Annotated in this window: 18 protein-coding genes; 10 read left to right on the top strand and 8 right to left on the bottom strand. The window is 32.9% G+C overall.

The window, feature by feature from the left end:
- The first annotated feature begins 189 nt into the window (after window positions 1-189).
- From gcvP to J0383_RS13750, 7 genes are all read left to right on the top strand, one after another.
- Window positions 190-3,039 carry an aminomethyl-transferring glycine dehydrogenase gene (gcvP, locus tag J0383_RS13780; protein WP_207294612.1) on the top strand — a complete coding sequence of 950 codons (2,850 nt, stop codon included), beginning with the start codon at window positions 190-192 and terminating at the stop codon, window positions 3,037-3,039.
- A gap of 138 nt (window positions 3,040-3,177) precedes the next feature.
- Window positions 3,178-5,793 carry an NACHT domain-containing protein gene (locus J0383_RS13775; protein ID WP_207294611.1) on the top strand — a complete coding sequence of 872 codons (2,616 nt, stop codon included), beginning with the start codon at window positions 3,178-3,180 and terminating at the stop codon, window positions 5,791-5,793.
- A 520-nt stretch (window positions 5,794-6,313) separates the two neighbouring features.
- Window positions 6,314-7,372 carry a 3-oxoacyl-ACP synthase III family protein gene (locus J0383_RS13770; RefSeq protein ID WP_207294610.1) on the top strand — a complete coding sequence of 353 codons (1,059 nt, stop codon included), beginning with the start codon at window positions 6,314-6,316 and terminating at the stop codon, window positions 7,370-7,372.
- Between the two features lie 170 nt (window positions 7,373-7,542).
- Window positions 7,543-8,064: a methyltransferase gene (locus J0383_RS13765; protein WP_207294609.1), complete on the top strand. Its 522-nt coding sequence runs from the start codon at window positions 7,543-7,545 to the stop codon at window positions 8,062-8,064.
- A 128-nt stretch (window positions 8,065-8,192) separates the two neighbouring features.
- A complete protein-coding gene (locus J0383_RS13760; RefSeq protein ID WP_207294608.1) occupies window positions 8,193-9,041 on the top strand; it encodes a glycosyltransferase in 849 nt (282 codons plus the stop codon).
- Window positions 9,042-9,120: 79 nt separating this feature from the next.
- Entirely contained in the window at window positions 9,121-9,867 is a 747-nt protein-coding gene (locus tag J0383_RS13755; protein ID WP_207294607.1) for an MlaE family ABC transporter permease, read from the top strand.
- Window positions 9,867-10,628, top strand: coding sequence for an ABC transporter ATP-binding protein (locus tag J0383_RS13750; protein ID WP_207294606.1), 762 nt, complete (start codon window positions 9,867-9,869; stop codon window positions 10,626-10,628). The genes J0383_RS13755 and J0383_RS13750 overlap by 1 nt, the downstream gene beginning before the upstream one ends.
- Window positions 10,629-10,696: 68 nt before the next feature.
- Here the strand turns inward: J0383_RS13750 and J0383_RS13745 are convergent, their stop codons facing one another.
- The 6 genes from J0383_RS13745 to J0383_RS13720 form a co-directional block, all read right to left on the bottom strand.
- The gene (locus tag J0383_RS13745) at window positions 10,697-11,233 is read right to left on the bottom strand and encodes a hypothetical protein (protein WP_207294605.1); all 537 of its coding nucleotides are present in this window, start codon (window positions 11,231-11,233) and stop codon (window positions 10,697-10,699) included.
- 11 nt (window positions 11,234-11,244) lie between these two features.
- Window positions 11,245-11,847 carry a SprT-like domain-containing protein gene (locus tag J0383_RS13740; protein ID WP_207294604.1) on the bottom strand — a complete coding sequence of 201 codons (603 nt, stop codon included), beginning with the start codon at window positions 11,845-11,847 and terminating at the stop codon, window positions 11,245-11,247.
- Between the two features lie 12 nt (window positions 11,848-11,859).
- Complete coding sequence (locus J0383_RS13735) at window positions 11,860-12,228, bottom strand: four helix bundle protein (RefSeq protein WP_207294603.1); 369 nt, start codon at window positions 12,226-12,228, stop codon at window positions 11,860-11,862.
- Window positions 12,229-12,256: 28 nt separating this feature from the next.
- On the bottom strand, window positions 12,257-12,934 hold the full coding sequence (locus tag J0383_RS13730; RefSeq protein WP_207294602.1) for an SDR family NAD(P)-dependent oxidoreductase: 678 nt from the start codon (window positions 12,932-12,934) through the stop codon (window positions 12,257-12,259).
- 35 nt (window positions 12,935-12,969) lie between these two features.
- Window positions 12,970-13,947 (bottom strand): M20/M25/M40 family metallo-hydrolase, encoded by a 978-nt coding sequence (locus J0383_RS13725; RefSeq protein WP_207294601.1) that lies wholly within the window; start codon window positions 13,945-13,947, stop codon window positions 12,970-12,972.
- A 120-nt stretch (window positions 13,948-14,067) separates the two neighbouring features.
- Window positions 14,068-15,210 carry an acyl-CoA dehydrogenase gene (locus tag J0383_RS13720; RefSeq protein ID WP_207294600.1) on the bottom strand — a complete coding sequence of 381 codons (1,143 nt, stop codon included), beginning with the start codon at window positions 15,208-15,210 and terminating at the stop codon, window positions 14,068-14,070.
- Window positions 15,211-15,689: 479 nt separating this feature from the next.
- On the opposite strand from J0383_RS13720, the gene J0383_RS13715 reads away from it, so the two are divergent.
- The 3 genes from J0383_RS13715 (at window position 15,690) to J0383_RS13705 (ending at window position 18,841) form a co-directional block, all read left to right on the top strand.
- The gene (locus tag J0383_RS13715) at window positions 15,690-16,265 is read left to right on the top strand and encodes a chalcone isomerase family protein (RefSeq protein WP_207294599.1); all 576 of its coding nucleotides are present in this window, start codon (window positions 15,690-15,692) and stop codon (window positions 16,263-16,265) included.
- Window positions 16,266-16,407: 142 nt separating this feature from the next.
- Window positions 16,408-17,634, top strand: a complete 1,227-nt coding sequence (locus tag J0383_RS13710) for a Glu/Leu/Phe/Val dehydrogenase (RefSeq protein ID WP_207294598.1) — start codon at window positions 16,408-16,410, stop codon at window positions 17,632-17,634.
- A gap of 301 nt (window positions 17,635-17,935) precedes the next feature.
- A complete protein-coding gene (locus J0383_RS13705) occupies window positions 17,936-18,841 on the top strand; it encodes an energy transducer TonB (RefSeq protein ID WP_207294597.1) in 906 nt (301 codons plus the stop codon).
- A gap of 435 nt (window positions 18,842-19,276) precedes the next feature.
- Here the strand turns inward: J0383_RS13705 and J0383_RS13700 are convergent, their stop codons facing one another.
- Both J0383_RS13700 and J0383_RS13695 read right to left on the bottom strand, forming a co-directional pair.
- A complete protein-coding gene (locus J0383_RS13700) occupies window positions 19,277-19,672 on the bottom strand; it encodes an ExbD/TolR family protein (protein WP_125723780.1) in 396 nt (131 codons plus the stop codon).
- Between the two features lie 3 nt (window positions 19,673-19,675).
- Window positions 19,676-20,368: a MotA/TolQ/ExbB proton channel family protein gene (locus J0383_RS13695; RefSeq protein WP_207294596.1), complete on the bottom strand. Its 693-nt coding sequence runs from the start codon at window positions 20,366-20,368 to the stop codon at window positions 19,676-19,678.
- Window positions 20,369-20,415 lie beyond the last annotated feature (47 nt).

The following is a 20,415-nucleotide window of genomic DNA, read 5'->3' as shown; positions in this document are numbered from 1 at the left end:
CAAATCTAATCAATTAGTAACAAATCAACTCTTTAGTTAGAAATTTGATAAAAATTGAAGTTAAAAATACCTATTAAATTATTAATAATACTTAATTTTGCGCCACAAAAAACAACACATTTACTTTTAAATGTGATTCGTATGATACGAGATTGTACAATCACATCAATTTAAACATTAAATAGCTACATGAAAACAGATGCTTTTGCTTTAAGACACATTGGTCCAAGAGAAACTGATCTTCAGCACATGCTGAAAACTATTGGAGTTGACTCAATTGAACAACTTGTTTACGAAACCCTTCCGGACGATATTCGTTTAAAAGCACCTTTGAATTTAGATCCTGCGATGACTGAGTATGAATTCGCAAATCACATTCAGGAATTAGGAAAGAAAAATAAAGTATTCAAGTCTTATATTGGTTTGGGTTATCATCCAACTATCGTTCCGGCTCCAATTCAAAGAAATATCTTCGAAAACCCGGGATGGTACACCGCTTACACACCTTACCAAGCAGAAATCGCTCAAGGTCGTTTAGAAGCTATTTTGAATTTTCAAACTACAGTTATTGAGTTAACCGGAATGGAAATTGCCAATGCGTCATTATTAGATGAAGGAACTGCAGCTGCTGAAGCTATGGCTTTATTATTTGACGTTCGTACTCGCGATCAAAAGAAAAACAATACACATAAATTCTTCGTTTCTGAAGAAATTCTACCACAAACTTTATCTATTCTTCAAACACGTTCAACTCCAATCGGAATTGAATTAGTGGTTGGAAACCACCAAACATTTGATTTTTCAAATGAATTCTTCGGAGCTATTTTACAATACCCAGGAAAATATGGGCAGGTAAACGACTACAGTGATTTTGTTGCTAAAGCAAAAGAAAATGAAATTAAAGTAGCTTTTGCTGCTGATATTTTATCACTAGCAACTTTAACTTCTCCGGGAGAAATGGGAGCTGCGGTTGTAGTTGGAACTACACAACGTTTTGGTGTACCAATGGGTTACGGTGGTCCTCACGCTGCTTACTTTGCAACTAAAGATGAGTACAAAAGATCTATGCCAGGCCGTATCATTGGAGTTTCTGTTGATGCAAACGGAAACCGTGCTTTGCGTATGGCATTAGGAACTCGTGAACAACACATTAAACGTGAAAAAGCAACTTCAAACATTTGTACTGCTCAAGTTTTATTGGCAGTTATGGCTGGAATGTATGCTGTTTACCACGGTCCAAAAGGATTAAAATACATTGCAAACAAAGTGCACGCATCAGCGGTTACTACTGCTGAAGCTTTAAATAAAATTGGAGTTTACCAAACTAACACCGCTTACTTCGATACTATTTTAGTAAAAGCAGATGCTCAAAAAGTAAAAGCTGTTGCTGAGAAAAACGAAGTAAACTTCTTCTATGTTGATGCTGATACAATTTCTATTTCGTTTAACGAAACAACTTCTGTTGCAGACATCAACCAAATTATTGCCATTTTTGCTGAAGCTTTAGGGAAAGAAACGGTTTCTGTTTCTGTATTAACTGAGGCAAGTCAGTTACCGGCTTCTTTAGAAAGAACGTCTTCTTTCTTAACGCATGATGTTTTCAACAATCATCATTCAGAAAGTCAGTTGATGCGTTACATCAAAAAATTAGAACGCAAAGATTTATCATTAAATCACTCAATGATTTCATTAGGTTCTTGTACAATGAAATTAAACGCAGCTTCTGAAATGCTGCCTTTATCAATGCCAAACTGGAACAGCATTCACCCGTTTGCACCGGTTGAGCAAGCTGAAGGTTACATTACAATGCTTAAAAAATTAGAGCAGCAATTAAATGTAATTACTGGATTTGCTGGAACAACTTTACAGCCTAACTCTGGAGCGCAAGGAGAATATGCTGGTTTAATGGCAATTCGTGCTTACCACATGTCAAGAAACGAAGGTCACCGTAATGTATGTTTGATTCCTTCATCGGCTCACGGAACAAACCCTGCTTCTGCAGCGATGGCTGGAATGAAAATCATTGTTACGAAAACGACTCCAGAAGGAAATATTGACGTAGAGGATTTAAGAGAGAAAGCAATTGAGCATAAAGATGATTTATCTTGTTTAATGGTAACGTATCCTTCTACTCACGGAGTTTTCGAATCTTCAATTATCGAAATCACAAAATTAATCCACGAAAACGGCGGATTAGTATATATGGACGGCGCCAACATGAACGCACAGGTTGGATTAACAAATCCTGCTACGATTGGTGCTGACGTTTGTCACTTAAACTTACACAAAACTTTCGCTATTCCTCACGGCGGCGGAGGACCTGGTGTTGGACCAATTTGTGTAAACGAAAAATTAGTTCCGTTTTTACCAACAAACCCAATCTTAAAAGTTGGTGGTGAGCAAGCAATTACTGCTATTTCATCTGCACCTTACGGATCTGCTTTAGTTTGTTTAATTTCTTACGGTTACATCACCATGATGGGAGCAGAAGGATTAAAAAGCGCTACAGAACACGCAATATTAAATGCTAATTACATGAAAGCCCGTTTCGAAGGTCACTACCCAATTCTTTACACTGGAGAATGCGGAAGAGCTGCTCACGAAATGATTTTAGATTGCCGTGCATTCAAAGAAAACGGAATCGAAGTTGGTGATATTGCGAAACGTTTAATGGATTACGGTTTCCACGCTCCAACGGTTTCTTTCCCAGTTGCAGGAACTTTAATGATCGAGCCTACAGAATCTGAAGATTTAGCAGAATTAGATCGTTTTTGCGATGCTCTTATTTCAATCAGAAAAGAAATTGAAACAGCTACAGCTGACGATAAAAACAATGTATTGAAAAATGCACCTCATACATTAGCAATGCTAACGAATGATGCTTGGGATTTCCCTTATTCAAGAGAAAAAGCAGCTTACCCATTAGACTACATCGCTGACAATAAATTCTGGCCATCTGTTCGTCGTGTAGATGATGCTTACGGTGATAGAAATTTAGTTTGCAGCTGTGCTCCTATTGAAGCTTACATGGAAAACTAAGAAATAAGTTTTCTTAAATATAAAAATACCCCAATCTGAAAATTCAGAATTGGGGTGTTTTTTTTACAAAAATTTAATCTAACACTTTATTTTGTGTATAATTGCATTTATAACACCAAGCCAAAAAACAAAAAATCAATGGAAATAAAATTAAAATGTACAGATTACACAACAAAGTTAAATTTTAAAGAAGCTGTAAAAAATGTTTTTGATTTCAATATAGGAACCGCTATAACCGAAGTTGTTGGAATAACTGATTCAAAAGAAATGAAGGCTTTTTCTCTTTTATTCAACACATTTAAAACGACGAATACACAATTAAAAAAAGAGTTAGGTCAAGAAATTTTAAATACAATAACAGGGCTTTCGATTATATCTGTTGAATTTGAAATTGCACTTAAAAATTATTTCGAACAAGAAGTCACCCTCACAAAAGATTTTTTTGAAGATATAATAAAATACAATCCTGCATATCTAAGAAAATCTTTTAAAATTTTCAAAAATAATGTAGACGAGTTAAAGATTAAAATGCCTGAAAATTACGAGTATAAATACTATATTACTTTTAGAGATAATTTGCAAAAAGAATTTCAAGAAAAAACTGAATACTATCAGGAATTAATTACTTTCTTTAGCAATCCGATTTTTGAACAAAACAAACCATTTCAATTACAATTATCTCATTACCAAAATATAAAAAACTTTTTCACAAGTCCTCTACAACCAGATATTGATGAATGCATAGAATCATTAAAAGACCTCTACATAGATCCATATTTTAAAATTTACAAAAACAATATTGACTTTAGAACTGAGGATAATTATGAATATTTTACAGAACCGAAATCTAAAATCTCTATTCATAGTTTTCTAAATGAATATTTTTTAAAAGGAAACAAGCATAGCGATCTAAAGACGAATTATAATATGTTATTTTTATTAGGGCAACCAGGGCAAGGAAAAACGTCATTTTGCTATAAACTTATTTACGATTATTTAGAGACTAATAATGGACTACCCGAGACTCCTCTTTATTTTATAAAAATTAGAGATTTAATCGCTAAGGATTTTATTAATGATACATTTAATACTATAACAAAATATCTAAATCAAAACATTTCGTTTGAAACAGATAGCTGTGTATTAATTTTAGATGGTTTAGATGAAGCATATATGGCAGGAGGGTTAAATGATAATGATCTAAAAAATCTTTATGACAGACTTAACAAAACAGCACAACAAAATAAAAATTTAAAGATTATTTTAACTTCAAGATTAAACTATTTAAAAATAAATGACCCTTGTTTAGATAAATCATTAGTATGTCAATTAAATGTATTAACTGATGATCAGATTAGAGAATACACTATTAAGCATAAAAAATTCTATCCTCAAAACAAATTTTTAAATAATATTGAAACGATCTTAACTGAATACGATTATCGTCATATTAAAGAGTTATTGCAACAAGCTGTTCTTATCTATTTTATCTCTATGGCAGATATTAATATTGAAGAAAAAGATTCTAAAGCAAATATATATGACAAAATATTTGATTCATTAGCGAAAAGAAGCTGGGATAAGCAAAGAGGGCAATTAGATTATATAAAGCCTGCTGTTAAAGACAACTATAATCTTTATGCTAAACATTTAAGAATTTATATCAAAAATATTGCTTTTGAAATTTATCAATCACCAAATCTGTACATAACTTTAGACAAGTTATCCGATTTACAATCGACTAAAAATTTTATAAAAAAATGCTTTAATGAAGACATTTTTAATTCGAAAGAAGATATTAAAGAACTCAACAAATATTTATTAATTAGCTTTTATTTTCAAGAATCTAATAACAATAAATCTACAGATACTGCAATTGAATTTTTTCACAATTCTCTTTGGGAATATCTAACAGCAGAATACATGTGGGACGCAAACAAAAATCTTCTACTAAGAAAAGATGATGATGATGAATATGAAAATGTTTCAAAAGAAAGATATTTCCAAATGCTAAATAATTTAGTTGATCAAAAAGAATTTGGTGGCGCCATAAATGAAAATCTTTCTTATATCATCGAAAATGAGAATATTGAAGTAAAAAAAATAATTTTTAATCAATCAATAAAAATTTTTTATAAGTTATCTGAAGATGATTTCTTACTAGAATATTCAAAAAAAGAAAATCAATTAAGCATAATAGAAAAAGCAGTATCAGTCTTTAGTCTTTTTTGGAATTTCTTATTTTATTCAAATTATAATTTGGAAAACAGAATAGTTACTAATGATAATATAAATCGTCTTTTGTTTGTTTTTTCCAAATACCGTTTTAGATATATTAAAAATATAATATTTCAAGAAGACTTAAGTGGCTTTACTTATTTTTTGCATTCTAACATTGAAAACACAGAATTTAATGAACTTTATGATTTAAAGTATGCAATTGAGACAGAGATAAGAAATTCTGCTTTTCACGGCTGTCGTTTTGCAAAATGCTCCTTTATTGAAAACACTATGTTTAATGTGAATTTTAATAATTGCTTTTTTCATAAGAGTGACTACTTGAGAGATAATAAATTTATAAATGTAAAATTTAACAATGCAGAAGTCCCATCGGCTGATTGGCTAATACAATTAGAGAAAAAAAACGAGTTGGATCAGTTTACAAAAGATAATAATGTTATTGAAAAGGTTATCGAAAAAAATTATAATGGAAAAAATATAACAAAATATTACGTTCGATGTCTTGAACAATAATTCAAATACTCGTTAATCATTTACAAGCAATAAGTTTACTTTGTAGCTGTGCTCCTATTGAAGCTTACATGGAAAACTAAAAATTAGTTTTTCTATTAATATTAAGAACCCGACAGATTTTAAAAATTTGTCGGGTTTTGTTTTTTGTTTCACGTTTCACGTTTCAGGTTATGTAGACAACTTGAAACCTGAAACTTTTTTTTAACTTCGGCAGCTTGCTCCTATCTCTCAAGCGATCAATACTATAAAGAAGATTCGGGTTTACAAAAACATAACTTTTTGTTAGATTTTTGTGAAATTATTTTTCAGAAGTAGAAAAATTTTCAAAAAATCAAGATTAAAAAATTCGCTTCAATCGTTTGAAATCTAGGAAATATTAAAAAATCATTAGAAGAAACACAATATATCTTCTAAAAAATTGTTATTTCATAATTATATGCACGCATACTATTTTTTATGATAGTTATCATAATATTATTTATACATTAGCAATATATTTATCGGATAATTAACGGGCAAAATGAAAATAAAAATTATTGGTATTGGGAGTTACATTCCTAATTTAGAAGTAAAAAACACAGATTTTGATAAACATGTTTTTTTAAATGAGGATGGAACTCCTTTTGGTTATCCTAATGAAGTTGTAATTAAAAAATTTAAAGGCATTACCGGAATTCAAAATCGTCGCTATGCCGAACCTCAATACACCGCATCTGATTTAGCTTTTTTTGCCGCTCAAAAAGCAATTGAAAACGCAGGAATAGATGCCGAAACTTTAGACTACATTATTTTCGCTCATAACTTCGGTGATGTAAAAACGGGAACACATCAAACTGATATTTTACCAAGTTTAGCAACCCGCGTTAAAAACAAATTAGGAATCAGAAATCCTAAATGTGTGGCTTATGATATTCTTTTTGGTTGTCCAGGCTGGATTGAAGGCGTTTTACAAGCCAATGCTTTCATTAAATCTGGAATGGCAAAAAGGGTAATGGTAATTGGTGCCGAAACTTTATCAAGGGTTGTAGACGATCACGATCGTGATTCAATGATTTATTCTGATGGAGCAGGAGTTTCAATCTTAGAAGCATCAACTGACGAAGCAGGATTATTGTCTTACGAAAGTGCCACTTTTGCTAACGACGAAGCAAATTATCTTTTCTTCGGAAAATCATACAATCCAGATTTAGATCCAGACATTAAATACATCAAAATGTACGGACGTAAAATTTACGAATTTGCTTTAAGCAATGTTCCTTGCGCGATGAAAAACTGTTTGGATAAAAGCGGAATTGCAATTGATGAAGTGAAAAAAATCCTGATTCACCAGGCAAACGAAAAAATGGACGAAGCCATTATCGAACGGTTCTACAAACTTTACGACAAAACTCCTCCAAAAGATATTATGCCAATGAGTATTCATGATTTAGGAAATAGCAGTGTTGCAACCGTTCCTACTCTATTCGATTTGATTTTACAAGGAAAAATCGAAAATCAGGAAATCAATAAAGGCGATGTAATAATTTTTGCTTCAGTAGGAGCGGGAATGAACATTAATGCTTTTGTTTACCGATATTAGTCGCAGTATACAGTCACAGTTTACACTGGCAGTATTCAGCTTTTTAGGACTGAAAACTGAGACCGAAAACTGAAAACTAAAAAAAGTCCGTACCAAAAGGTGCGGACTTTTTTAGTATATTTGCGACCTAATTAAAATCAAGAACGAGAGATTGTTCGTTCGCCTTAACTATGTACGAAAAAACGTTTCCGAATAAAAGATTCAAACTTACCTTAGAGTTTTTACAAAAGCACGTTAGCACATCAGAAACCATTTTTGATTTTGGAGTTCCAAATCCGTTTTCTAAAATAATGGAAGAAAATGGTTATACTGTAAAAAATACTAAAGGAGAAGATTTAGACAACGATCATACTGCTTTGCAAACGGAAGAATATACTGTTTTTACGGCTTTTGAAATTTTCGAACATTTACTAAACCCATACACCATTCTGCAAAATGTAAAATGTGACAAATTGTTAATTTCAATTCCGTTACGTTTATGGTTTTCACCAGCATATCGTTCTAAAACGGATATGTGGGACAGGCATTATCATGAATTTGAAGATTGGCAATTAGACTGGCTTCTAGAAAAAACAGGCTGGAAAATCACCGACCGTTTACAGTTTACACATCCTGTAAAAAAGTTTGGATTGAGACCTTTACTAAGATATTTCACTCCGAGATATTATATTGTTGTAGCAGAAAGAGCCTAAAGGCAAATTCCAAGAATAAAATTCCAATTCCAACTTTGGAAAGCTCAAAAAATAAAATTCCAAATTCCAATTGAACCCAGTTTGATTGGAATTTGGATTTTAAAAATTGGAATTTAAATTGAAGATTTATGAAGTACTATATTGTTATACCCGCACACAACGAGCAAGATCTTATTGGTCTTACTTTGCAATCTTTGGTAACTCAAACTGTTTTGCCAACAAAAGTGGTGGTTGTAAATGATAATTCAACCGATAAAACAGAAGAAGTTGTCTTAAGCTTCGCAAAAGAGAATCCATATATTTCTGTTGTTAATAAAAACTCAGATGCGATTCATATGCCGGGAAGTAAAGTAATTCAGGCTTTTCAAAAAGGCTATGAAACTTTAGATTCTAATTACGATATCATTGTAAAAATAGATGGTGATTTAATTTTTCCTCCAAACTATTTCGAAACCATAATTAAACATTTCGAGTCAGATCCAAGAATTGGAATGGCAGGAGGATTTTGTTATATTGATAAAAACGGCGAATGGGTTTTAGAAAATCTTACCGATAAAGATCATATCCGCGGCGCCTTAAAAGCATATCGAAAAGAAACTTACCAACAAATTGGAGGTTTACGTCCTGCAATGGGCTGGGATACGGTTGACGAATTACTTTGTAAATATTACGATTGGAAAATCGTTACCGACGAATCTCTACACGTAAAACACCTAAAACCAACTGGAGCAAATTACAACAAAACAGCTCGTTACAAACAAGGTGAAGCTTTTTATACTTTAGGATATGGTTTCTGGATCACAGCAATTGCTTCGGCAAAATTGGCTATGATGAAGAAAAAGCCATTTCTTTTTTTAGACTATATTAGAGGTTTTTGGAAAGCTAAAAAAGCCAAAACCCCTTTATTGGTTACCCGCGAACAAGCTAAATTTATTAGAAATTATCGTTTGAAAAAAATGAAAGAAAAGTTAATTTGATTGGTAAAACACTCGAAAAACTAGAACTCATAACCCAAAACTCATAACTTCTTTTTAACTTAGCCAATATTTAAAAATTATGATGCTAATCCGTTATTTATCCCAAATCGGGAAATATTTTTTAATGCTGAAGGAAATTTTCAATAAACAGACCAAATGGCCTGTTATGAAAAATCTAATTCTAAAAGAAATTGACGACCTTATTATAGACTCTCTTGGAATTGTTTGTTTCATCTCTTTTTTCATTGGAGGAGTTGTGGCTATTCAAACAGCATTGAACCTTACCAATCCGTTAATCCCAAAATATTTAATTGGTTTTGCTACACGTCAATCTGTAATTTTGGAGTTTGCTCCTACTTTTATTTCGGTAATTATGGCCGGAAAAATGGGATCATACATTACCTCAAGTATCGGAACCATGCGTGTAACCGAGCAAATTGATGCCTTAGAAGTTATGGGTGTAAATTCATTAAACTATCTTATTTTTCCAAAAATAATAGCCTTATTGATGTATCCGTTTGTAATTTGTATTAGTATGTTCTTAGGTATTTTTGGAGGATGGCTTGCTTCTGCTTACGGCGGATTTTCAACCAGCCAGGATTTCATTGCAGGAGCTCAAATGGAATTTATTCCTTTTCACATTACATATGCTTTTATTAAAACTTTGATTTTTGCAATGTTATTAGCCACAATTCCATCTTTTCATGGGTATTACATGAAAGGTGGTGCATTAGAAGTTGGTAAAGCAAGTACGGTTTCATTTGTGTGGACATCGGTTTGTATCATTCTTCTAAATTATATATTAACCCAATTATTGCTAGGATAATGATCGAAGTAAAAAACATAGAAAAATCATTTGGTGACAGCAAAGTCTTAAAAGGCGTTTCGACGGTTTTTGAAACTGGAAAAACCAACTTAATTATTGGGCAGAGTGGATCTGGAAAAACCGTTTTATTAAAAACACTTTTAGGAATTCACACACCCGATTCTGGAACAATTGAATTTGACGGAAGAGTTTATTCTGATTTAGATAAAGATGAAAAACGTGAATTGAGAACCGAAATTGGAATGGTATTTCAAGGTAGTGCGTTATTTGACTCGATGACTGTTGAAGAAAATGTAGCTTTCCCGTTAAAAATGTTTACCAATAATAATAAAGCACAAATTAAAGAACGCGTAGATTTTGTTTTAGAAAGAGTAAACTTAGTTGAAGCACATAAAAAACTGCCGTCTGAAATTTCTGGAGGTATGCAGAAACGTGTGGCAATTGCACGTGCGATTGTAAATAATCCGAAGTATTTATTTTGTGATGAACCAAACTCAGGACTTGATCCCAATACTTCTACTTTAATTGATAATTTGATTCAGGAAATTACAAGAGAATATAATATCACAACCGTAATTAATACGCACGATATGAACTCGGTAATGGAGATTGGAGAAAATATCGTTTTCTTAAAAAAAGGATTAAAAGCTTGGCAGGGAAATAAAGAAGAGATTTTTAGAACTGACAATAAAGACATTGTGAAGTTTGTTTATTCTTCTAACTTATTCAAGAAAGTAAGAGAAGCATATTTGAAAGGCTAGTCTTTTTAAATTCCAAATATCAAAAATTCCAAATTCCAATTGTCGTAACCTTTGGAATTTGGAATTTTTTATTGAAAATTTGGGGAATAAATTTCGTACTTTAATTTACCCGATTCCTCTAAAAATATTTTTAATTTATCTGAATGTTTTTCTGAATTCAACCTAATTATTGATTCCTTTTCTAAATGGTTTTGACTTAATAAAACAAAATCCTGAATAGCAAAGTTATAACTCACATCTGCTCCTCCAGCACTTAAGTAGTCATTTCGCTGAAATGCTTTTTTATATAAAATAGAGAAGATTTTGCTGTCTTTTGGATTTATCTTTGTGGAATAAAAATTGAAATCTAAAAAAGATAATATCTTATAAAGATCATTATCTAGAACTTTAAATCCAACTTTAGAAAATGTCAAAGCCAATAAAGAAATTCCAATAATTGAAAAAATAAACAACATAATAAAGAAGGTAATATTTAGCTCTTCTATTTTGTGATTTAAAAATGTCTGTAAACCCACAGACGAAAAGTATAAGAAAAAAAATGTTGGTACTAGAAGTATTGCTTTTTGCTTAAATTCGAAATTGTCTTTCAGTATTATTTTATTCATTATTTAATTTTTTATTGAACATTTATCAGTTCCACTTCTGCATTTGGGTTAAAAAGATATGTTTTTCCAGAACTGATTTCGATGCATTCAAAACGTTTCGTTCTTACAGCTAATTTTTTAAAAATCTTTCCATTCGAAATACGGAAAACACTTCCATACGGAATTTCAAAAATGTAATTTTTATCGTTGTCCTTATCATATTGTTTTAAAGCCAAAGATAATGTAGTATCGGTATCGCTACTTGCAGAAGGATTCTTAAAATGCCTTGCCAAAAGTGGCAGAATATGACTTGGAAATATTTCTGGTCTTATAAACGGAACCATTAAACGCTGAAAAGAATATTTCCATTCGTTACCGTGCGGTTTTATATTTCGCCCAAATTTCTCAAAAGCAACCAAATGTGCAATTTCATGAATAAGCGTAATCAAAAACCGATACTTATTTAAACTTGCATTAACTGTAATTTCATGTTTCCCACTTGGTCCGCGTCTGTAATCACCATGACGTGTCTGACGCTCGTTTACAATTTTCAAGTGAACCTGATTGGCCACAATCAAATCGAAAACAGGTTTCACCGCGTGCTCGGGAATGTATTTAGCTAAAGTGTCGCTCAAAATAATTATGAGTTATGAATTATGAGTTATAAGTTTTCTCTTTGACGTTATTATAATACTTCTAATGATCTTTAGAACTTCTTTGCATTGCTGATGAATTGAATCAAATTCAATCAAAGAAATATAATTTGTTTCCTTTAAAATTTCAAGCCAATACATTGATTCATCGCATTCTTTTTGAGCGATTGACAATTTATGTATAAAATCAGGCTTACTTTGTGCATTAACTGCTTCTTTTACATTCGCGCCAACCGAAGTAATAGAACGTAAAAATTGCTTACTAATTACGAATTCTTTCTTTTCAGACACAAACCATTTATAAAAATTAACTCCTCTAACAGCCAATTCAAAACTTTTGATTTTCACAATACTCTCACTCATAACTCATAATTCATAACTAATAATTTAACTATGGATTAGTAGAAGAAACTTCTAAAACCTTTCCGTTAAAATATTTATTTCCGTTTAAGGTAAAATCATAAATATAAGTTGCCATTCCTTCGGCAGAAATTGGCGCTTGATATCCTGGGAAAGCTTCATTCAGCATTTCAGTTTGAACAGAACCTAAAGCCAAAACGTTAAACGAAATGCCTTTTTCTTTATATTCTTCAGCCAATAATTCGGTTAAAGTAATTACAGCACCTTTACTGGAACTATAAGCCGCTAATCCAGCGAATTTTAAACTTCCGCGAACACCACCTATTGAACTGATAGTTACTACATGACTTCCTTTTTCTAAATACGGAATACAAATACGAGTTAAATTCGCAACCGCAAAAACATTCACTTTATAAATGCTTTCAAAATCTGCCTGAGTAGTTTCTGTAAAAGGCTTTAAAAGTAAAGCACCAGCATTATGAACTACTGCATCTACTTTTTTCCAAGTTGAAGAAAGAAAACTTTCAACCTGACTCAAAGTAGTTTCATCTGCCAAATCAACAGATAAACAAGTTACATTTTGATGTTCTAGAAGCGCTTTTGGTATTTTTCTGGAAATGGCCAAAACCTGATGACCAGCCTCAGCAAATTTCAAAGCTAATTCATAGCCAATTCCTCTGCTTGTTCCTGTAACGATAATATTTTTCATGCCACAAAAATAATCAAATGCTGTAAAACAGCCTCTTATTTATTCATTGTAATTTCCTGTGTTGGCGATTCGCTGATACGAGTCACAGCTGGAAGCAATTCCTGTACAAAAGCTGTAATATGAGGAATATCCATTACTTTAAATTCATCTGAAACGTGGTGGTAAAAATCAAAATTTTCAAAATCAAAAGTACTCAAAGATTGGCACGGTTTTCCAAAAGCTTCAAAAAATGAATAATTATCTGAGCGGTAGAACAATTTATATTCTGCTTCTTTTGGCAGAAATCCAATTGTCTTTTTACCAGTATATTCATTTATTTTTTCGGCCATATTCGATTTATCAAAACCGGTGATGTAAGCCAAATAATCTCGTTTCATAGGAACGCCGATCATTTCGATATTTAGCTGGGTGTATAAATTGAAGTTTTTCGCTTTCAGTTTCGGAGCCATACTTTTTGATCCTAAAAGCCCTTTTTCTTCTCCTGCAAAAAACACAAAAAGAATACTTCGTTTATTCGATTTTGTTTTACTGAAATATTTTGCGATTTGTGCAACAGCAGTAACTCCAGAAGCATCATCATTTGCTCCGTTATAAATTTGATCTGGTTGTTGTTTCTTTTCAACTCCAATGTGGTCGTAATGCGCACTTAAAACAACATATTCATTTTTAAGAACTGGATCAGTTCCTTCCAAAACACCAACAATGTTATAAGCAGGTGATTTAAAATTAGTCAGCGTATCTCTGTAAGTTTTGAAATACGGTTTTATATGATTTTTTTTAAAGAAGTCTTCTAAAAAAACAGCTGCTTTTTCAATTCCTTTTGTTCCTGTCTCACGGCCTTCTAATTCATCCGAAGACAAATATTTTAAGAAATCCGAAACTTCAGATTCTTCGACTTTATAATTAACTACAACTGGTTTTGAATCTGAATGAGATGACTTTTCACTTACGGTTGAAGTATTCGATTTGCAAGCTAAAAATAGAAACGGAAGAAGAAAATAAAGTTTTTTCATATTATAAATATTTGATTCAAAAAGAATAAAGTTTTGCGAAAAGTAACAAAAAAATATCAAAAAACCCTTTCAAAACTAAAAAAGCTGAAAGGGTTCCTATTTTATATTCTATAAAGAAAATTATCCTGCAATAACAGATCTTGAAATTACAATTTTCTGAATTTCTGAAGTTCCTTCGTAAATCTGGGTAATTTTTGCATCACGCATTAATCGTTCAACATGATACTCTTTTACATAACCATTTCCTCCATGAATCTGAACGGCTTCAACTGTTGTATCCATAGCCACTTGCGAAGCAAAAAGTTTCGCCATCGCGCCACTTACATCATAACTTTTATGCTGATCTTTATCCCACGCTGCTTTCATGCATAAATGACGAGCGGCTTCGATATTTACAGCCATATCGGCCAATTTGAAAGCAATTGCCTGATGATTGCAGATTTCTGTTCCAAAAGCTTTACGCTCTTTAGAATATTTTAAAGCCAGTTCGTAAGCTCCAGAAGCAATACCTAATGCTTGAGAAGCAATACCGATGCGGCCTCCGGCTAAAGTTTTCATGGCAAATTTAAATCCGAAACCATCTTCTCCAATTCTGTTTTCTTTTGGAACTTTTACATCAGAAAACATTAAAGAATGCGTATCAGAACCACGGATTCCCATTTTTTGTTCTTTTGGGCCAATAGAAAATCCCGGCATATCTTTGGTCATAATCAAAGCATTGATACCTTTATGCTTTAATTCTGGATGCGTCTGCGCAATTACCAAATAAACCGAAGCTGTGTTTCCGTTTGTAATCCAGTTTTTAGTCCCGTTTACTAAGTAGTGATCTCCCATATCAACCGCAGTTGTTTTTTGAGAAGTAGCATCACTTCCTGCTTCTGGCTCGCTCAAACAAAAAGCACCGTGAATTTGACCAGAAGCCAATCCCGGAAGGTATTTTTGTTTTTGTTCTTCGGTACCAAATTCCTGAAGTCCCCAGCAAACCAAAGAATTATTTACCGACATTACTACAGAAGCAGAAGCATCGATTTTCGAAATTTCTTCCATTGCAATTACGTATGAAATGGCATCAAGACCACTTCCTCCATATTTTGGATCAACCATCATTCCCATGAATCCTAGTTCACCCATTTTTTTTACTTGTTCCGCTGGAAAAATTTGTTTTTCATCGCGCTCAATAACTCCCGGTAATAATTCATTTTGAGCAAAATCTCTTGCTGCCTGCTGAATCATTAAATGTTCTTCGGTAAGATTAAAATCCATAGTTTTTTTATTTTATTGTTTTTTCTAAACAGAATTAAATACTGTTTATGCGGTTTTTTATTTTATTTTTTGAAAAACCAATCTATAAGGAAAGGCTTTCAAAGATAATTTTTAAATACCTAATTTACAATGCATGCATATAAATTTAATAGATCAGCAACAATAACGATAACGTTTTCGTTAATATTTAGATTTTTGCTTCTACCACTTATAATCATGCAGCAATTTTTCAAAAAGTTCCAGATATCGAAAACATGTAAAACACCCTTTTGAAGTAATTTTTGTGATTATTTTTTCATGCAAAAGATTAAACAAAACCTAAAATAGGCAAATCCACGTAAAACAACTCTTACTAATTTGATTATTAAAGTAATAGCTAAAAAATAAAGTATTTTATTTAGAAAAAAACTTTGCAGCAGAATCAAAAATATTGAGAAATTAACATTATTTTTGCCCAAAAAATAAATAATTGATAGAACATGAGAAAGATTTTACTACTACTTATTTTGCTTCTAAGTCTACCTGTTTCTAGCATTTTTGCTCAAACTCATTTAGAAGTTAACGGAGTGACTGTGCCTAGAAAAATAGACTTTCAAAATAAAGCTTTACAGCTTAACGGAGCAGGCGGAAGATCAAAAATGTGGTTAGAAGTTTATGTACAGGCTTTATATTTATCACAACTAAGCCAAGATCCGCAATTTATTATTGACAGCGACACAGAAATGGCGATCAGAATTGAAATCACGTCATCTATGGTTTCTTCCAATAAGTTAACTAAAGCCATGAATGCTGGTTTCGAAAAATCTGCTGGAAGTAATCTTGAGCAATTACGTCCGCGTATCGAACAGTTAAAAAGCTATTTAAGTGATGCCATTACAGAAAAAGATGTTTTCGTTCTGGCGTACAATCCGCTGGATCAAAGCGTGTATGTTTCTAAAAACGAAGTTTTGAAAGGAAAAATTCAGGGATTTGATTTCAAAAAAGCATTATTCGGAATCTGGCTTTCAGACAAACCAGTTGACGAAACTTTAAAAAAGCATTTATTAGGAATATAATCTTCCCGATTTCAAAATATCAAAAGCCGAAAACCCACAAGTTTTCGGCTTTTATTTTATCTTTCTTAAAATTTGATTCGAAATACATTATTCGCATTATTCTATTTTATACATTTACGCAAAATAAACATATCACAACAAAATGAAAGATTTATTACAACAATTTGAAAATAAAGAACCTGAAATTGTTTTCAACTGGAAAGACTCTGAAACTGAAGCAGAGGGATGGACAGTCATTAATTCGCTGCGCGGAGGAGCTGCGGGCGGAGGAACAAGAATGAGAAAAGGCTTAGATATGAACGAAGTTCTGTCTTTGGCCAAAACGATGGAGGTTAAATTTTCAGTTTCCGGACCAGCAATTGGCGGAGCTAAATCTGGAATAAATTTTGACCCAAACGACCCGCGTAAAAAAGGAGTTTTACAGCGCTGGTACAAAGCCGTTTCGCCACTATTAAAAAGTTACTACGGAACTGGTGGAGATTTAAATGTTGATGAGATTCATGAAGTAATCCCAATGACAGAGGAATGTGGTGTTTGGCATCCGCAGGAAGGTGTTTTTAACGGACACTTTAAACCAACTGAAGCGGATAAAATTAATCGAATTGGACAATTGCGTCAGGGTGTAATTAAGGTAATTGAAAATCCTAAATTCTCACCAGATGTAACCAGAAAATATACAGTTGCCGATATGATTACTGGTTTTGGCGTTGCCGAAGCCGTTCGTCATTTTTATGCCACTTATGGTGGAGACATTCAAGGCAAAAAGGCAATCGTGCAAGGATTTGGAAATGTGGGATCTGCTGCTGCTTTTTATTTAGCCGAAATGGGTGCGAAAGTAATTGGAATTATCGATCGTGATGGTGGATTAATTAAAGAGGATGGTTTTTCTTTTGAAGAAATCAAAACGTTGTTTTTAAATAAAGACGGGAACAAATTAGTTGCCAACAATATGATTCCGTTTGAAGAAATCAATTCTAAAATATGGACAATTGGTGCTGAAATTTTTACACCTTGTGCCGCTTCAAGATTGGTAACTCAAGCTCAAATAGACAATTTAATTGCAAACGGATTGGAAGTAATTTCATGTGGTGCAAATGTTCCTTTTGCCGACAAAGAAATTTTCTTCGGTTCTATCATGGAACAAGTAGACCAAAAAGTGAGTTTGATTCCAGATTTTATTTCAAACTGTGGAATGGCAAGGGTTTTTGCTTATTTCATGGAGAAAAAAGTTCAAATGACCGACGAAGCTATTTTTAACGACACATCAGAAACAATTAAAAATGCAATCGTAAAAGCTCATGCTTTAAGCGCTTCAAAAACAAACATAAGCGCAACTGCTTTTGAAATTGCTTTGAAACAGTTGGTATAATTTTTTATACTTTATTTCTAAAACGGGCTAATTATTTAGCTCGTTTTTTTTAAACCGCAAGGAACGCAAAGATTTACGCAAAAAACGCTGGTTTATTTCTCGCAAAGTCGCGAAGTCGCAAAGTTTTTCTTTTTTAAGTTTCTCTGCGACTTCGCGACTTTGCGAGATTTAAAAACAAATCGCTTTGCGAACCTTGCGTAAACCTTTGCGAACTTAGCGGTTAAATTCTCTCTTTCATTCTAAACAATTTTTACTACTTTTAAACGTTTTTAAAATAATACATTTCAAAATTCGCAATTCGATGAGTTCCTCAATTTCTTCAGATAAAAAGAAATCATTATTATTTACTACTGCAATATATGTGGTAATTATTGCATTGCTGTTTTTTATACGTTTTTGGCCTCCATACAATCCTGAAAATAACGTAGCACTTGCTGAAGGCGGTGGTGGCGGTGGCGGCGTAACGATCAACTTTGGAGACAGCGATTTAGGTTCTGGAGCTAATTATAAAAGTGAAGTTCTGGATGTAAAAAACAATGTAAAACAAATACCTTCAAAATCGACTCCTGAAGAAGAATCGATCATCACTCAGGAAAATACCACTACAGATAATGATGTGGTTATACCAACAAAAGAAAAGCCTAAAAAACCTGTACCTGTTGAGAAACCCATACAAAAACCTGTGCCTGAAAAACCAAAAGTTTCAAACTCAACAAACGATGCTTTATCGAGCATTTTAAAAGGTTCAAACAAAGGTGGTGATGGAGATGATAAAGTTTCTGGAAATAAAGGAAAATCGAACGGAAGCTTAAACTCTAATGGTTATTACGGAAGCGGTGGTTCTGGCGGAGGAACTGGTGGCGGTAACGGAACCGGAAATGGTATTGGTACCGGAAGCGGTTACGGAGCTGGAAGCGGCGGCGGTTCTGGTGGAGGAACTGGATATTCTTTAGGAAACAGAAAAGCACTTTCTAAACCTGCTCCAAAATACACTTGTAATGAAGAAGGAAAAGTTGTGGTTGAAGTAAGCGTTGACCAAAACGGAAAAACGATAAGTGCAACAGCCGGAATTAAAGGAACTACAAATACGGCAAAATGTTTACTAGACCAAGCAAGAATTGCAGCAATGAATACTAAATGGGAATCTGATAGTGATGCTCCTGCCAAACAAGTTGGAAAAATCATTTATAATTTTAGCTTGGATTAAAAAACTAATTTCACAGATCTACACTAAAATCTTCTCTTATAAAAAAAGGCTTTCAGAAATCTGAAAGCCTTTTTTTGTCTCTAATCTTTTCCGTCGATTGTCTACATAGCCCAAGGTTTCAACATCGGGAAACGTTTTGCAAAACCGTAACGTTAATTTCATTGCGTACCCAAGGTTGAAACCTTGGGCTATGTTGAAATATTAAAAATTATAATTTATCAAATCCGTGTATGATTTGCTTCGCCTATTCGCTATTGCTCGGGTATTCCTTAGGTCGAAACGACAAAATGATGTGTTCTTTTGATTTTCTTTGCGTGAGGGATAGGAGTTGGCTACCGAAGTAGCACGGATAGCCCGACCGCAACAAAAAAATGGGCGCATCAACGTTTTGCTGATTAGCCCATTTTTTTATTGTGGTCACGCCCTAATAATAATTTACTTCGGACTTGTGGCAATTACAAATTTTAAGTTGTTCTTCACTCCTATTTGCAAAACATCGACTAAGTCTTGAACTTGCAGATTAAACGGAATCCGAACGACAACAGTTTGTTCTTTATCTGTTCCTATTTTTGACATTAAACTTGTTTCCAGGTTTTCAAAATCAACTTGTTCTTTGTCAATGTAGAACTTTTTATCTTCTGTAACCGACAAACTAATCAGTTGTTTATTGGTTTTTTCATTCGCTTTAGCTTTTGGCAAAGTCATTTTGATAACATTCGGATTCGCCAGTGTTGAAATAATTAAGAAAAACAACAGCAGGAAAAACATAATATCACTCAAAGATGAAGTCGCAACTTCGGCGTGAAATCTTCTTTTTCTTTTAATAGACATGGCTTATGCTCTTTGAATTATATTGACAAATTCTAAAATCTGTTTTTGGATTTTCAAAGCAAAATTATCAATCTTTGCATTCAATAGGTGGTAAGCACTATAGGCAATAATCCCTACAATTAATCCAGAACCTGAACTAATCATTTTTTCGTACAAACCTCCAGAAATATTTCCGATGCTAATATTTTCGGTAACCGAAATGCTATAGAAAATTTTAATAACCCCAGAAATTGTTCCAATGAAACCTAACGTTGGCGCAATACCAGCAATAAGTCCAAGATGACCTAAATGCTTTTCCATTTCTCCAATTTCGATATCGGCAGCACGATCCATGTTTGATTCAATTTCAGCAATTGGCCTTCCAATTACGAGAACTCCTTCTTTTAAAATATTGGCAGCAGCTGTATCGTTTCTTTCTACAATTGTTCTAGCTAATTCAATATTCCCAGAGTGTAATTTTTCACTAACATCCTGCATTAATCTGCTGTCGATTTTTGAGGCGCGGTTAATGTACATATAACGTTCAAAAATCACATAAATAGTATAAAACAATAAAATCGCGATTGGAATTAAGAAAACTCCCCCTTTCATAATAAACCCAAACATCGAAATCTCTGTTTCTGGTGCAATCTTCTCGACTACGGCATTTGAAGCATTTGCGATTGTATCTGTTTGTAACTGAATAAAACTAAACATATATTAATTCTGGTTTTTAATAATTAATTCTAAAAAATATTTGAAAT

Origin of the sequence: Flavobacterium endoglycinae, assembly GCF_017352115.1 — a bacterium.
GTDB classification, from domain to species: domain Bacteria; phylum Bacteroidota; class Bacteroidia; order Flavobacteriales; family Flavobacteriaceae; genus Flavobacterium; species Flavobacterium endoglycinae.
This window is presented reverse-complemented; position numbering and strand designations above follow the sequence as displayed.

Excerpts from the sequence above, each read along its gene's own strand:
- gcvP (WP_207294612.1), top strand. The coding sequence starts at position 190 with ATGAAAACAGATGCTTTTGCTTTAAGACACATTGGTCCAAGAGAAACT.
- J0383_RS13775 (WP_207294611.1), top strand. The coding sequence starts at position 3,178 with ATGGAAATAAAATTAAAATGTACAGATTACACAACAAAGTTAAATTTT.
- J0383_RS13770 (WP_207294610.1), top strand. The coding sequence starts at position 6,314 with ATGAAAATAAAAATTATTGGTATTGGGAGTTACATTCCTAATTTAGAA.
- J0383_RS13765 (WP_207294609.1), top strand. The coding sequence starts at position 7,543 with ATGTACGAAAAAACGTTTCCGAATAAAAGATTCAAACTTACCTTAGAG.
- J0383_RS13760 (WP_207294608.1), top strand. The coding sequence starts at position 8,193 with ATGAAGTACTATATTGTTATACCCGCACACAACGAGCAAGATCTTATT.
- J0383_RS13755 (WP_207294607.1), top strand. The coding sequence starts at position 9,121 with ATGATGCTAATCCGTTATTTATCCCAAATCGGGAAATATTTTTTAATG.
- J0383_RS13750 (WP_207294606.1), top strand. The coding sequence starts at position 9,867 with ATGATCGAAGTAAAAAACATAGAAAAATCATTTGGTGACAGCAAAGTC.
- J0383_RS13745 (WP_207294605.1), bottom strand. The coding sequence starts at position 11,233 with ATGAATAAAATAATACTGAAAGACAATTTCGAATTTAAGCAAAAAGCA.
- J0383_RS13735 (WP_207294603.1), bottom strand. The coding sequence starts at position 12,228 with ATGAGTGAGAGTATTGTGAAAATCAAAAGTTTTGAATTGGCTGTTAGA.
- J0383_RS13730 (WP_207294602.1), bottom strand. The coding sequence starts at position 12,934 with ATGAAAAATATTATCGTTACAGGAACAAGCAGAGGAATTGGCTATGAA.
- J0383_RS13725 (WP_207294601.1), bottom strand. The coding sequence starts at position 13,947 with ATGAAAAAACTTTATTTTCTTCTTCCGTTTCTATTTTTAGCTTGCAAA.
- J0383_RS13720 (WP_207294600.1), bottom strand. The coding sequence starts at position 15,210 with ATGGATTTTAATCTTACCGAAGAACATTTAATGATTCAGCAGGCAGCA.
- J0383_RS13715 (WP_207294599.1), top strand. The coding sequence starts at position 15,690 with ATGAGAAAGATTTTACTACTACTTATTTTGCTTCTAAGTCTACCTGTT.
- J0383_RS13710 (WP_207294598.1), top strand. The coding sequence starts at position 16,408 with ATGAAAGATTTATTACAACAATTTGAAAATAAAGAACCTGAAATTGTT.
- J0383_RS13705 (WP_207294597.1), top strand. The coding sequence starts at position 17,936 with ATGAGTTCCTCAATTTCTTCAGATAAAAAGAAATCATTATTATTTACT.
- J0383_RS13700 (WP_125723780.1), bottom strand. The coding sequence starts at position 19,672 with ATGTCTATTAAAAGAAAAAGAAGATTTCACGCCGAAGTTGCGACTTCA.
- J0383_RS13695 (WP_207294596.1), bottom strand. The coding sequence starts at position 20,368 with ATGTTTAGTTTTATTCAGTTACAAACAGATACAATCGCAAATGCTTCA.